This window comes from Ruminococcus bromii (assembly GCF_928721825.1).
GTDB lineage: Bacteria > Bacillota > Clostridia > Oscillospirales > Acutalibacteraceae > Ruminococcoides > Ruminococcoides bromii.
The window spans coordinates 484,228-497,616 of record NZ_CAKMVP010000003.1 but is presented as its reverse complement, the minus strand read 5'-3'; the positions used below and the strand labels follow the sequence as shown (position 1 = coordinate 497,616).

Sequence of the window (13,389 nt, the reverse complement as noted above, 5' to 3'; positions counted from 1 at the left end):
TCCTTTATTTATTTCTTGTTATTATTCTAACATACTTTTATTACTGATTGCAACCTTTTTAAATTGTTTTTTTAAGTTTGTTGTTCTTTGAAATACTGCGAACAGCGTTTGCAAAATATATTACATCATTTTTGTCTGTAAAAGCTGAAACAACTGCCCTTACGGTTCCCGTATCCTGAGTTCCGAAGCTCTTGTGTGCAAGGGGCGCACAATGGAGTCCTGCCCGCACTGCAATATTGTAATTATCATTGAGAATTTTTGCAACAGTTTCACTTTCTGTGTCTTTGATATTAAAGGATATTACGGGAACGCTGTGATTTTTCTCAGGCATTTTGGTGTATAATATTACATTTTCCGCTTTTTCAAGCCTTTTGTAGAGCATTTGTGCAAGACTTAATTCGGAGTTGTATATTTTATTAGGTTTTCTGTTCAAAACAAATTTTATTCCTGCGTTAAGCCCTGCAATTCCCGGAAGATTCGGTGTGCCGCTTTCATATTTGTCGGGAAGAATTTCAGGCTGATTGAGATTTGCAGAATCACTCCCTGTTCCGCCTTGGATAAGACTGTCGGGAGTTGTTTCGCTGTTTATAATAAGCAAGCCTGTTCCCATAGGACCGTAAAGCCCTTTGTGTCCTGCTGTACAAAGATAATCAATTGAACTGTCAGAAAGATTTATATCTGCAATACCTGCACTTTGCGCGGCGTCAACGCAAAATAATATACCGTTGATTCTGCACAGAGCAGCTATTCTTTCAATCGGCAGTTTCACTCCGAAAACATTTGACGCATGAGTACATATTACAAGCTTTGTATTTGCTTTAAATTCATTCCTGAAATTTTCTATTGTTTGTTCTTCGTCATAAGGAACACATTTTGCAACAGAATATTCAATTTTATTCTTTTTGAGTGCCTCAAGCGGTCTTACAACCGCATTGTGTTCAAGAGAAGAGATGACAGCATGATCTCCGGACTTTAATATCCCTTTAATTACTGTATTAAGTGCCGATGTGCAGTTGAGCGTGAATATTACATTTTCGGGATTGGCAGAGCCAAAAAGCTTTGCGGCATTTTCACGACAGGAAAACATAATTTCCGATGATTTTACCGACATTATGTGTCCGCTTCTTCCCGGATTTGCTCCGTAATTCGACATTGCATCATTAACTGCTTTTCTTACCGAAAACGGTTTTGGAAAAGTTGTTGCTCCGTTATCAAAGTATATCATAAGTTATCAACGGCAGCCGTACCGTTTACGGTAATGCCGTTACTCCTGATGATTTTCAATGCTTTTTCAAAATTTCCCGGGACATAAAGACTGTAGCCGCAGGATTTTTTGTTTAGGTGTATAGGAGTTCTTACAAGTCCTGATTTAATATTATTTTTTAAAAGTAGGTTACGGCTCTTCATGGCAAGAGTTACCGAGCCGAACATAATTAAATTATTTTCCATAACTTCCACCCTTTGCTAAATCTTTGTGATACTTACAAACAAAATATCACACTACATATTATGTTTATCGGCAAAGTTTGGACATAAAAGAAAAAGCACGGCTTTGAAAACCGTGCTTTAAAATCTTATTTATCAGTTCATCTTTTGAGAAAGAAGGTTGCCCATGTTGTACATACCTGCTTTCTGATCTTTAAGAAATACTGCCGCATTAACAGCACCGACAGCGAAAACTTCTTTTGACTGAGCCTGATGAGAAATCGTTACAACCTCATCGTGACCTGCAAAGATAACTTCGTGTTCGCCTACAATTGTGCCGCCTCTTACGGAATGAATACCGATTTCGTTCTTTGAACGCTTTCTGCGGTAGCTGTGTCTGTCATAAACATACTGCGGATCTTCGTCAAGCTGTTCCGAAATTCCGTCTGCAATCATAAGAGCTGTTCCGCTCGGAGCATCGAGCTTGAGATTATGATGCTTTTCAACGATTTCAATATCGAACTGGTTTCCGAGAATTTTTGCAGCCTCTTTTGAAAGCTCAATAAGAAGATTGATGCCGAGTGACATATTACCTGAATAGAAAACAGGAATTGTCTTTGCCGCATCTTCGATTTTTGCAATCTGATCTTTAGAAAAGCCTGTTGTGCAGATAACACAAGGTACTTTGTTATCAACTGCATACGAAAGCATACCGTCAAGAGCTGCAGGATTTGAAAAATCAATGATTACATCAGGTGTTTCGGTTGCCTCGTCAAAAGTCTTGAAAACATCAAAATTATAATTACTTTCACCGAATGCGTCAACACCGAACAAAACATTGCAATCCTCACGGCTCTGAACAGCCTGTGCCACAAAGCAGCCCATTTTACCGTTACAACCGACTATTGCTGTATTTACCATTTTTATTCCCCTTTAAACTTCTTGAATTTGAAACGAATCAAAGGTTGATTATTTAACCTTCTTGCTTAAAAGGTCATACTTCTCCATGCAATCCTTGAGGTCATGGTAACCCTGAACGCTCATGGGAACGAGCGGAAGTCTGCATTCACCTGCTTCATAGCCGAAGAGGTTCATGGCAGTTTTTACGGGGATCGGGTTAACATCGCTGAAGAGTATATGCATAAGCTCAAGATAGTGGAAGTTAAGCTTCTGTGCCTCTGCAAAGTCATTGTCAAGACAAAGCTGACAGATGTCATGCATTTCCTTGGGGCAGATGTTTGCAAATACAGAGATAACACCGAGAGCACCGAGTGACATGAAAGGAACAGTCTGGTCATCGTTACCTGAGTAGATATCAAGATTGTCACCGCAAAGTGAACGAATGAGAGCAACCTGAGAGATGTCGCCGCTTGCCTCTTTTGCGGCAACGATGTTAGGATGCTTGCAAAGTTCCTGATAAGTCTTTGGCTTGATGTTACAGCCGGTTCTTGAAGGAACATTGTAAAGAATAATCGGAATATCAACCGAATCTGCAACAACGTTGAAGTGTCTTACAAGACCCTGCTGAGATGTTTTATTGTAGTAAGGAGTTACGCAGAGAAGTGCGTCAACGCCTGTGCTTGCGGCAGATTTTGAGAGCATAACGGCTGTTGAGGTATCGTTACTGCCTGTACCTGCAATAACAGGAATTCTGCCGTTTGTCTTTTCTGCAACGAAAGAAATTGTTTCGCAATGCTCTTTTTCCGAAAGAGTTGCAGCCTCACCTGTTGTACCGCATACAATAATTGCATCGGTACCGTTTTGAACATGAAATTCTACGAGATCGCCGAGAACATCGTAGTTTACGCTTCCGTCAGACTTCATAGGGGTGATTAGTGCAACACCTGAGCCTGTAAAAATGTGGTTAGACATAATTTACCTCCGTAAGTAATCAGTCCATGTAGCCCTCAGCACAAAGGAGCTCTGCAAGAAGAACTGCACCGCCTGCTGCGCCTCTTAATGTGTTGTGTGACATACAAACGAACTTGTAATCATATTGAGTATCAGGTCTTAATCTGCCAACCGATACTGCCATACCGTTTTCAAGATTTCTTTCAGATTTAATCTGCGGACGGTCGGGTTCTGTGAAGTAGTGGAGAAAATGCTTTGGCGCACTTGGAAGATTGAGTTCCTGAGCTCTGCCGCTGTAGTTTGACCAAATGTCAATAATTTCTTCAACAGTAGGTTTCTTTACGTCGTCCTTAAATGACATAAATACAGCTGCTGTGTGACCGTCAGATACGGGAACACGGATGCACTGTGATGTGATTGAAATATCATCGGTTTTAACAATCTTGTCGCCTTCAATCTTACCCCAGATTTTGAGCGGCTCCTGCTCTGACTTTTCTTCCTCACCGCCGATGTAAGGAATAACATTATCTACCATTTCAGGCCATGTCTTGAATGTTTTGCCTGCGCCTGAAATTGCCTGATATGTGCAGGCAAGAACCTTGTCAACACCGAGTGCCTTTAAAGGATGAATTGCAGGAACATAGCTCTGGAGCGAGCAATTGGACTTAACTGCAACAAAGCCTCTTTTTGTGCCGAGACGCTTTCTCTGAGCGTCAATAATCTTAATGTGATCGGCATTGATTTCAGGAATAACCATAGGAACATCATCTGTAAAACGATGAGCACTGTTGTTTGATACAATAGGACATTCAGCCTTTGCATATCTGTCTTCGAGATCACGGATTTCATCCTTCTTCATATTAACTGCGCAGAAACAGAAATCAACCTGTGATGCAACCTCTTCAACATTTTCAGCGTCAACGATAACCATATCCTTGTACTTCTCAGGAAGAGGAGCAGTCATATGCCATCTGCCTTCAACTGTTTCACCGTATGTTTTGCCTGCGCTTCTCTTACTTGCGGCAAGAACAGTAACCTCAAACCATGGGTGATTTTCAAGAAGAAGTGTAAAACGCTGACCTACCATACCGGTAGCGCCGATAATACCGACTTTATACTTTTTCATAATAATTCCTCCGAATTAAACAAATTTTAAAAAAGCGGTTGCCTTATTCAAACAAATATTATATTATATGAAGAGATGTCTGAAAACACGACTGTTTGTCGATTATGCAATCTGCTCATAATAAGATAATATATCATTTTAAAAGGATAATGTCAATTATTTTGAGAATTTTACAGGGCAAATACTTATGTTTTACAAAGATTTTTGACAGAACAGCTTTTAAAAAGCAATTTTAGTTCTTGAAAGGAAATAAAATGAAGACGAGTGATTTTTATTACGATTTGCCGAAAGAGCTTATCGCACAGACTCCGCTTGAACCGAGAGACAGTTCAAGACTGCTTGTGCTTGACAGAGAAAAACAAACTCTGGAGCATAAACATTTTTATGACATTATTGATTATCTTAACGAGGGTGACCTTCTTGTTGCCAACGATTCAAGAGTTTTGCCTGCAAGAATTTACGGTATCAAAGACGAAACAGGTGCAAAAGTTGAATTTCTGCTTTTGAAGCAGGTTGCGAACAACCGTTGGGAAACACTTTGCAAGCCGGGTAAAAAAGCAAAAGTCGGCACAAAATTTTCATTCGGCAACGGCATTTTGCGTGCAACTGTTGTTGATGTTAAGGATGACGGCAACAGAATAGTTGATTTTGATTGCGAAGAGAATTTCTTTACAACTCTTGATAAAATCGGTCAGATGCCTCTTCCGCCTTATATTACTGCCGAGCTTAAGGATAAGGAACGCTATCAGACGGTTTACAGCCATGAACTAGGTTCTGCGGCAGCTCCGACGGCAGGACTTCACTTTACAACCGAGCTTATGGACAGAATCAAGGCTAAGGGTGTAAAGATTGCGTATGTTACACTTCATGTGGGACTCGGTACATTCAGACCGGTTAAGGTTGATGATGTTACAAAGCATAAAATGCACAGCGAGCATTACGAAGTTCCCGAAGAAACCGCAAAGCTTATAAATGAAACCAAGAAAAACGGCGGACGGGTTATTGCAGTCGGCACAACATCCTGCAGAACGCTTGAAAGTGTTGCGGCAATGTACGGAGAAATCAAACCCTGTGAGGGATTTACGGATATTTTTATTTATCCCGGATTTGAATTTAAGGTGCTGGACGGACTTATTACTAACTTTCATCTTCCGGAAAGTACACTTATTATGCTTGTATCCGCTTTTGCAGGATATGATTTTATTATGAATGCATACAAAGAAGCTGTAAAGGAAAAGTACAGATTCTTCTCTTTCGGTGACGCTATGTTCATATCATAGGAGGATTTTACGGATTTATGTTTAAGGTAATTAAAAAGGAAGGCATCGCAAGACGGGGCGAGTTCGTTACGGTTCACGGTACGGTTCAGACTCCTGCCTTTATGAATGTTGCAACATGCGGTGCAATTAAGGGTGCTGTTTCTGCGCTTGATTTAAAGAATATAAAATGTCAGGTTCAGCTTTGCAACACCTATCATCTGCATCTTCGTCCGGGTGATGAAAAGGTTAAGCAAATGGGCGGACTTCACAAATTTACAAGGTGGAACGGTCCTATCCTCACCGACAGCGGCGGATTTCAGGTGTTCTCTCTTGCAAAGTTGAGAAATATTAAAGAAGAAGGCGTTTACTTCAATTCTCACATTGACGGCCGCAAAATTTTTATGGGACCTGAGGAGAGTATGAGAATTCAGTCAAATCTTGCTTCTACAATTGCGATGGCATTTGATGAATGCGTTGAAAACCCTTCTCCATATGAATATACAAAAAACAGCGTTGAAAGAACCACAAGATGGCTTAAAAGATGCGTTACAGAGATGAAAAGGCTCAACAGTCTTGATGATACCATAAATAAAAACCAGATGCTGTTCGGCATAAATCAGGGCGGTATCTATGACGATTTGCGCGTCAATCATATGAAAGAAATTGCAGAGCTTAATCTTGACGGCTATGCAATCGGAGGTCTTGCCGTGGGTGAGCCTGCAGAAACGATGTACCATATCATTGAAGAGGTTGAGCCGTTTGCTCCGAAAGATAAAATCAGATATCTTATGGGAGTCGGAACTCCCGTGAATATTCTTGAAAGTGTTGCAAGAGGCGTTGATCTTTTTGACTGTGTTATGCCGAGCAGAAACGCAAGACACGGTCAGCTCTTCACTTGGGACGGAGTGCGTAACATCAATAATGCAAAATATGAAACAGACGAATCCCCGATTGACGAGCATTGTGACTGCCCTGTTTGCCGAAACTTTTCAAGGGCATACATAAGACATCTTCTCAAGAGCGGTGAGATGCTCGGAATGCGGCTTGCTGTTTTGCACAACCTCTATTTTTACAATAATCTTATGGAAGTTATCAGAACTCAGCTTGACAACGGCACATATATGGAATTTTACGAGAAATATCGCAATATTTTAGGCGTGCGTATCTAATATTTTTTCAAAACAGAAAAAACACTTGCAAGATGTGATTAAAACTGATATAATCAGTACATTGTATGAAAGGAATGACGAAAATGACAAACTTTTTACCTGTAGTTGCTGAAGCAAGCGCAAGCGGCGGAAATCAGTCATCAAGCATGATTTTTATGATTCTCTTCTATGTTGCTATTTTTGCGGCTCTCTATTTCTTCCTCATCAGACCTAACTCAAAGAAGAAAAAAGAAGAAGCTCAGCTTCGTAACTCTCTTGAGATTGGTGATGAAATTACAACAATCGGCGGAATTATGGGCAGAGTAGTTGCTATTAAGGACGACGAAGACGCTATCATCATTGAAACAGGCTCCGACAGAGTTAAGATGAAGTTTAAAAAGTGGTGTATTTCTACTGTTGACACAGTTAAGGAACAGCCACAGCAGGCAGGTCAGCCTGAAAAGAAAGGCTTCTTCGGTTTTGGCAAGAAGAAAGATTCTGACGAAACTAAAGCTACAAAAGAATAACTTTTTGAATGAATGTTCTTTCCCCCGAATATATTTGTAACAGAATACATTCGGGGGTTGTTTTATGTCTGATAAAAAATTACTTGCAAAGGCTGTTTTGTTTTCATCAGTATGCGGAATACTCATACTTGTAATTTTGATGTGTCTGCTTGCGGCCGTGATGATGTCAGCGGGAGTAATTTCGGCAGATATACTTGATTACTGCGCAGTAGGAATGGTCGGTGTTGCAACGCTGATGTCGGGAATAATATCATCAAGAATTACAGGAAGTGCAGGTCTTGTGGTGGGTTCGCTGACAGGATTTTTTATTTTTCTTGTCATAACCTCTATTGCATTGATTTTTAACGGTGAGCCTATAACGATACTAACCCTGCTAAAACTGATGTCATCCGTTCTGGGAGGAGGAATAGGCGGAATTATCGGAGTAAACAAAAAGGAAAAAATAAAAATCAGATAAGATCGAGTAAGATATTTTACTGAAATTATGTTTTCGGCAGTTCGTTTAGGCGGACTGCTGTTTTTATGTCGGATTTAATTACAAATTAGAATTATTTTTTAAAAAATTGAAATATCTATGGTAAAACAGCTCGTAATATGGTACAATAATTCGGAGAATGAGATAATAAGGGTAGATTAACTTAATTTAGATAAATATGAAAAAATAAGGAAATATTTAAGGAGTGTTAGTATGGCAAAAACGATTAAATTGCCGGCAGATTTAAGGGATTGGAAGGTTACTTCATTTGTTGGGGAAGACAACGGCTGTGAAGTTTACAAGGTATCAAGGAAGATTGATAAAAATACTGCTCAAAATGCGATTCTCAGACACGCATTTGTCGGCAAAAATAATTATAATGATGAGCGTGCCGAATATTTCGCCGAAGAGGCTGATTTTATTGAATCCGTAAAGAATCTTGACGGCGTTTCAAACTATCTGGATGTTTATGTTCAGGATAATCAGAACAAAGAAACCTGTGATTTGTACATATTTACGGAAGAACTCACAAGCCTTGATGAACTTATGAAAGCTAAAACATTTACCGAAAACGAAGTCATAGATTTTGGTATTCAGATGAGCAGTCTGCTTGAAACTTTGGAAACAAAGAATATTTTTCACGGTAATATTTCGCCAAAAAATATTTTTGTAACAGCAGACGGAAAGTATAAAATCGGCGGATTTACCGATTTTGAGGGCAAGATTGACGACAAGTCTTATATTGCACCCGAAGTGTTCAGGCAGGAAAATGTTGACTATACAACCGATATTTATTCTGTCGGAATAATTATGTATGCAATGTGCAACGGCGGTAAAATTCCCTTTGAAAATGATTCCTGTGACAGAGATTCTGCGTGTAAGGAGAGATTCTCGGGCAAAGCTGTTACCGCACCGTCCGAGGGCAACGAAAAGCTCAAGAGTGTTATTGTGATTGCATGTCAGCCCGATAATGCAAACCGCTGGAAGAATGCAGGAAACATTAAAAACGCTCTCACATCTATCAAGACTGAAATAGGTACATCCTCCCCTGTGCCGAATCCCGATGTTGTTGTTCCGGAAAGCACCGACTTTGACGGTAATGTATTTGAAGAGTACGATTACGATGAATTTGAGGATACAGAGCCGACTGAACCTCAGGATAATTTTGACGATAAGGATGAGGTTCAGACAGTTGAGGACGCTGTTCTTGATAATGAATTTGGTGAGGCTGAACAGCTTAGTATTGACGGTGTTCTGAATCAGGAGGAACCTTTGCCTGTTGCTGAAAACGCTTCTGTGGAAGCAGAAGATACTGCTGAATCAGACGAAAATGATGATGAGGGCGGTTTTGAAGTCGTTGATGTTACTGATGCAGTTGATGAGCCTGAAAATTCCGAGGTTAAAACTGACGAAGTATCAGAAGAAAAACAGCCTGAATTTGAAGATATCAGTTCCGTATCAAGTGAAGATGACAAGAAAGAACAAACTGTTACAGATAAAAAAGCTGAGGAATTTGAAGATATTTCAAGCAACAGCGAAGTAGCTCCAGAGGTTCTCCCTACTGTTACAAGTACTGATGTGTTTGAAAATTACTCGGCAGCTGACCACAAAAATAATCTTACTTCAAGTGATTCTGTTAAAGATTACGGTGATTTCTTCGATGATGAGCCGAGTGCTGTTCCTGGAGAAAATAAGGTTGAAGATACAAAAACTGTTGATGATAAGACAAGTTTTGATGACAACAGTTTTGAAAACGATAGTAAAGATGAATTCGGATATACAGATAAAGAAGAAAATGTAAAGAAAAAGAAGAATAAATTTATTATTGTTCTTTGTGCGGTTGTAATTGTCGCTGCGCTCGGATTCATAGGCTTCTGCGTTTATAACGGGTTGTCAAATCCAACTTCTGACAATAAAACTACTACAGCCGAAACTGCAACATCTGCCGAAGTAACCACACAGGCACCGAGTACGGCAGTACCTACTACTGTTCCTGCTACAACAGAACAGGTTACAACATCTTCTTCATATAACAATGTTGTTCCTGTTGTCGGTTACGGTTACAGTTACGGTAAAAAGCTTCTTGAACAGGCAGGATTTACCGTTGAAATTTCTGACTATGAATACAGTTATGATTATCCGGAAGGATATATTATCTCCCAGACTCCGGAAGGTGACACAAGCGCAAGTACGGGTACAGTTGTTAAACTTGTTATCTCAAGCGGACAGATTCAGAGAGAAACAGAAGCTCCTGCAACACAGGCTCAGCAGTCATCAAATAGTCAGAACAGCTCATCGGGCAATTCAAATTCACAGAGTTCAAATGCACAGTCATCAAGCAATACAAACACTAATAATAACGGCGGATTTATCTTCCCTAACAGCGATTCTTCATATCTCAGCAACGCACAGGTAAGCACTTTGAGTGATAACGACTTACAGCTTGCAATTAATGAGATTTATGCAAGACGAGGCAGAATTTTTAAGGACGCAAGCCTTAATGCATACTTTAACTCGCAGTCATGGTATGAGGGCAAATATACAGCCGAAGAATTTGAGAAGAATGTTAAATTTAATACTTACGAACAGAAGAATCTTCAGCTTTTGATTAACGAAAGAAGATCAAGAAAGTGATTTTTAAACAAGAAAGATAATGCAGAGGAGTTATTATGAAAGATAAAATATTAAACGCACTAAAAAGCAAGACCTTCTTTGCTTTAGCAATTAATATTGTTATTATGGCTTTGATTATAGGTGTTACTGCATTTTCCTATGACAGTGCTGACGATTTTTACAATTCTTTATATATCTGTCAGTATCATAACTATTACAATAATGATATTAACTACATTTTTGCGACAATTACCGGTTCATTGCAGTACATTCTTTTGAATTTCAACTGTTTTGTACTTTTTCAAATTCTTCTCTCCTGTGCCGCTTTTTCTTCTGTTACATTTGTTTTTGCCGATAAATTTGGAAAGCACAAGGCTTTCATATTCACTCTTGTGCTGAATATTTTGTTTTCATTTGACCATTATTCAAACATTTTAAGCAGTAAAACTGCAGCTTTGCTGCTTACGGCAGGGTTTCTGATGGCACTTAATGCAATCAGAAATAAAAGGTACTCTCTCCCGTTTTGGATTGGTGTACTTGAAGTTATATTCGGAACATTTTTATGTTTCAAATATTTCTTTGTGGGACTTGCATTTTTCATTGCATTCTTCATCGGTGATATGATTGCAAAAAGGAAGTACAAGTTGCCGTTCAGAAAATTCTTCTGGTATTTCAGACCTTTTGTGCTTGTATTTGTCTTTATTGTTCTTGTCGGCTGCGGTCTTGAATATTATTCATATTCGGTCAATAATGCAAATGCAGAAACTTCGGGGCTGTACAGATACAGCGTCCTTGCCGATAAGACCGATGATAATGCTTTTCCAAACTATTCCGATTACTGTGAGGAGCTTAATTCGGTCGGAATAAATTCGGCAAATGAGTATGAACTTTTTGTTGACGGATATTATGATGAAAACAATGGGCTGAATACTGCTGCACTTGAAAAGGTTGCGGATATCCAAAAACGGGAAAATCCGTATAATTTTTTTGATAATGCGGGTGCATTGTTTTCAGATGCATGGGGACATATTATAAATTTTGATTCATATCTTATTGCTTTTGCGGTAATACTTGCCATTATGGTTGTTTTTGTTACCGTTCAGAAAAAAAGATTTGCCTTCTTCCCTGCTTTGTATTTTGCGGTGGGATTTGCGGCTTGTATGTATGTTCGTTATGCAATGGATTCTTCGGCCTACACAATGTACGGAATTTTGCTGATGATTCTTTCGTTTACAATGTATTCGTTTGATTTCGGTCATCTCAGAAAAGATGAATACAGCAATATTACAGATAAAAGCAGAAAAACTGTCCTTATTTCGGTTATTGTACTTGTGATATTAGGTGTGGCAAGCTGTGTATCATATTTCTTCCATATCACTCCTGTTTCATATGACAAAAAGCCGAGTGACCTTTACACTGAGGTTGAACGCCATCCTGAAAATTACTATGTTCTCGACCCTGTAACAGCTAAAGAATATATTTCATATACCGATAACTATATTCATCCGCTTTGGGGATTTTCTTCAGATTTTCTCAGTAATGTTGACGGTTTCGGCTATCTTCATCGGACAAATCAGCTTGTGAACCGCAACCTCTCAACAAATATTTATGAGGCGGTCGTTGACGGAAGAAATGTATATGTTATCGATAAGAACATTACTTTTATCAAAGAAAATTATCTTAACCAATATTACGGAAAAAAAGATTCCGTCATTGTTTACAATGATGAAAAGGAATTCAACGGATTTACAATTTACAGCGTAGACAGAGTTAAATAACATTAAAAGAGGATTGAACAATTAAAAGTTCAATCCTCTTTCTTGTTTATTACAGACTGCATATCTTCGGGAATTTCGGCAGTAACCGTAATGTATTCATTTTTTATCGGGTGATAAAATTCAAGTCTTGCACAATGAAGTGCCTGCCTTGAAATTTTATCAAGTTTTCCGCCGTACAAGTCATCGCCCATAAGCGGATGCCCTAAATAAGCCATATGGCAGCGAATCTGATGTGTTCTGCCGGTTTCAAGCCACAATTCAAGCAATGTAAAATCTTTTGTTGCAACAAGCGGTTTGTAGTGCGTAACTGCTTTCATTCCGTCATCACGGACAATTCGCACCATTTTGGAATCATCACGCAAATCCATTGGCTTATCAACTACACCTTCAATATTTATTTCACCCTCGCATAAAGCGTAATAGACTTTATGCGTTTTATTTTTTACGGCATTGGCTGTAAAACGGTTTTTGGCTATAAGAACAAGCCCTGAGGTATCCTTGTCAAGTCGGTTAATTGCCCGAAATACAAATGGCTTGCCGTTTTGACTGCAATAGTACGAAACAATATTTGCAAGTGTATCGCTTTGGTGCTGCTTTACAGGATGAACAGGCATGGAATGCGGTTTGTTTACCACAAGAAAATGTTCATCCTCATATCTTATATCAAGTGTCCCCTTTGTCGGTTCAATTTCACATTTTTCATCGGGAATTGCAATTGAAACGGTTTTTCCGCTTTGCACACAGTCAATTGTTCTTAAAATTTTCCCGTCCATCAAAATACCGTCTTTTTCTCTTTTCAGTCGTGTTATTATTCTTGCAGAAAGACCGCATTTATCACGCAGAAATCTTTGAGCAAGCATATTGTCACATTCGTCGGGTACGGGAAAATACAGTCTGTCAGACATAAATCATCCTCCAAACAAAAAACAGAATTATCAGCTGAATAATAAATATTATCGGTATGCCGAGCATAAATTTAATGTGTCTTGTTTTGTGTCTGATTAATTGCATTGTAATGTACATTGCAGCACTTCCTCCGAGTGCGGAGAGAATCAGCAATGTGCTTTCTCGTACTCTCCATTTGCGGTGAATTGCAAAGTATTTGTCACAGGCTGTTACAATAATTGATATCAGGCTGATGATGCAAATATATATGATGAAAATTTCCATGAGAACTCCAAAGGATG

The 13,389-nt window shown here is 39.1% G+C and carries 13 protein-coding genes; 6 read left to right on the top strand and 7 right to left on the bottom strand.

Going from position 1 to position 13,389, the window contains the following annotated elements:
- Positions 1–58: 58 nt before the first annotated feature.
- The 5 genes from QDI94_RS02625 to asd all read right to left on the bottom strand — a co-directional run bounded on the left by QDI94_RS02625 (position 59) and on the right by asd (position 4,402).
- Complete coding sequence (locus tag QDI94_RS02625; RefSeq protein WP_101028476.1) at positions 59–1,225, bottom strand: aminotransferase class V-fold PLP-dependent enzyme; 1,167 nt, start codon at positions 1,223–1,225, stop codon at positions 59–61.
- A complete protein-coding gene (locus QDI94_RS02620) occupies positions 1,222–1,449 on the bottom strand; it encodes a DUF3343 domain-containing protein (protein ID WP_101028475.1) in 228 nt (75 codons plus the stop codon). Before QDI94_RS02620 ends, QDI94_RS02625 begins: the two co-directional genes overlap by 4 nt.
- 132 nt (positions 1,450–1,581) lie before the next feature.
- On the bottom strand, positions 1,582–2,346 hold the full coding sequence (gene dapB / locus QDI94_RS02615; RefSeq protein ID WP_101028474.1) for a 4-hydroxy-tetrahydrodipicolinate reductase: 765 nt from the start codon (positions 2,344–2,346) through the stop codon (positions 1,582–1,584).
- A 48-nt stretch (positions 2,347–2,394) separates the two neighbouring features.
- Complete coding sequence (dapA, locus tag QDI94_RS02610; protein ID WP_015523863.1) at positions 2,395–3,297, bottom strand: 4-hydroxy-tetrahydrodipicolinate synthase; 903 nt, start codon at positions 3,295–3,297, stop codon at positions 2,395–2,397.
- Between the two features lie 19 nt (positions 3,298–3,316).
- Positions 3,317–4,402: an aspartate-semialdehyde dehydrogenase gene (gene asd, locus QDI94_RS02605; protein WP_278866876.1), complete on the bottom strand. Its 1,086-nt coding sequence runs from the start codon at positions 4,400–4,402 to the stop codon at positions 3,317–3,319.
- Positions 4,403–4,656: 254 nt separating this feature from the next.
- Here asd and queA point away from each other — a divergent pair, with 254 nt between their 5' ends.
- The 6 genes from queA to QDI94_RS02575 all read left to right on the top strand — a co-directional run bounded on the left by queA (position 4,657) and on the right by QDI94_RS02575 (position 12,202).
- Complete coding sequence (gene queA, locus QDI94_RS02600; protein WP_046433253.1) at positions 4,657–5,682, top strand: tRNA preQ1(34) S-adenosylmethionine ribosyltransferase-isomerase QueA; 1,026 nt, start codon at positions 4,657–4,659, stop codon at positions 5,680–5,682.
- Between the two features lie 17 nt (positions 5,683–5,699).
- The gene (gene tgt, locus QDI94_RS02595) at positions 5,700–6,830 is read left to right on the top strand and encodes a tRNA guanosine(34) transglycosylase Tgt (RefSeq protein WP_278866872.1); all 1,131 of its coding nucleotides are present in this window, start codon (positions 5,700–5,702) and stop codon (positions 6,828–6,830) included.
- Between the two features lie 83 nt (positions 6,831–6,913).
- Positions 6,914–7,336, top strand: a complete 423-nt coding sequence (yajC, locus tag QDI94_RS02590) for a preprotein translocase subunit YajC (protein ID WP_015523867.1) — start codon at positions 6,914–6,916, stop codon at positions 7,334–7,336.
- A 64-nt stretch (positions 7,337–7,400) separates the two neighbouring features.
- A complete protein-coding gene (locus QDI94_RS02585; protein WP_278475082.1) occupies positions 7,401–7,793 on the top strand; it encodes a TIGR04086 family membrane protein in 393 nt (130 codons plus the stop codon).
- Positions 7,794–8,024: 231 nt separating this feature from the next.
- Positions 8,025–10,445, top strand: a complete 2,421-nt coding sequence (locus tag QDI94_RS02580; protein WP_278866869.1) for a YARHG domain-containing protein — start codon at positions 8,025–8,027, stop codon at positions 10,443–10,445.
- Between the two features lie 35 nt (positions 10,446–10,480).
- Positions 10,481–12,202 (top strand): hypothetical protein, encoded by a 1,722-nt coding sequence (locus tag QDI94_RS02575; protein WP_278866867.1) that lies wholly within the window; start codon positions 10,481–10,483, stop codon positions 12,200–12,202.
- A 29-nt stretch (positions 12,203–12,231) separates the two neighbouring features.
- Here QDI94_RS02575 and QDI94_RS02570 read toward each other — a convergent pair whose 3' ends face one another.
- On the bottom strand, positions 12,232–13,107 hold the full coding sequence (locus QDI94_RS02570) for an RluA family pseudouridine synthase (RefSeq protein WP_278866865.1): 876 nt from the start codon (positions 13,105–13,107) through the stop codon (positions 12,232–12,234).
- A complete protein-coding gene (locus tag QDI94_RS02565) occupies positions 13,100–13,372 on the bottom strand; it encodes a DUF1294 domain-containing protein (protein WP_278866862.1) in 273 nt (90 codons plus the stop codon). Before QDI94_RS02565 ends, QDI94_RS02570 begins: the two co-directional genes overlap by 8 nt.
- Positions 13,373–13,389 lie beyond the last annotated feature (17 nt).

What these genes read in the sequence shown, in the direction of transcription:
- QDI94_RS02625 (WP_101028476.1), bottom strand. Translation starts at nt 1,225, where the DNA reads ATGATATACTTTGATAACGGAGCAACAACTTTTCCAAAACCGTTTTCG.
- QDI94_RS02620 (WP_101028475.1), bottom strand. Translation starts at nt 1,449, where the DNA reads ATGGAAAATAATTTAATTATGTTCGGCTCGGTAACTCTTGCCATGAAG.
- dapB (WP_101028474.1), bottom strand. Translation starts at nt 2,346, where the DNA reads ATGGTAAATACAGCAATAGTCGGTTGTAACGGTAAAATGGGCTGCTTT.
- dapA (WP_015523863.1), bottom strand. Translation starts at nt 3,297, where the DNA reads ATGTCTAACCACATTTTTACAGGCTCAGGTGTTGCACTAATCACCCCT.
- asd (WP_278866876.1), bottom strand. Translation starts at nt 4,402, where the DNA reads ATGAAAAAGTATAAAGTCGGTATTATCGGCGCTACCGGTATGGTAGGT.
- queA (WP_046433253.1), top strand. Translation starts at nt 4,657, where the DNA reads ATGAAGACGAGTGATTTTTATTACGATTTGCCGAAAGAGCTTATCGCA.
- tgt (WP_278866872.1), top strand. Translation starts at nt 5,700, where the DNA reads ATGTTTAAGGTAATTAAAAAGGAAGGCATCGCAAGACGGGGCGAGTTC.
- yajC (WP_015523867.1), top strand. Translation starts at nt 6,914, where the DNA reads ATGACAAACTTTTTACCTGTAGTTGCTGAAGCAAGCGCAAGCGGCGGA.
- QDI94_RS02585 (WP_278475082.1), top strand. Translation starts at nt 7,401, where the DNA reads ATGTCTGATAAAAAATTACTTGCAAAGGCTGTTTTGTTTTCATCAGTA.
- QDI94_RS02580 (WP_278866869.1), top strand. Translation starts at nt 8,025, where the DNA reads ATGGCAAAAACGATTAAATTGCCGGCAGATTTAAGGGATTGGAAGGTT.
- QDI94_RS02575 (WP_278866867.1), top strand. Translation starts at nt 10,481, where the DNA reads ATGAAAGATAAAATATTAAACGCACTAAAAAGCAAGACCTTCTTTGCT.
- QDI94_RS02570 (WP_278866865.1), bottom strand. Translation starts at nt 13,107, where the DNA reads ATGTCTGACAGACTGTATTTTCCCGTACCCGACGAATGTGACAATATG.
- QDI94_RS02565 (WP_278866862.1), bottom strand. Translation starts at nt 13,372, where the DNA reads ATGGAAATTTTCATCATATATATTTGCATCATCAGCCTGATATCAATT.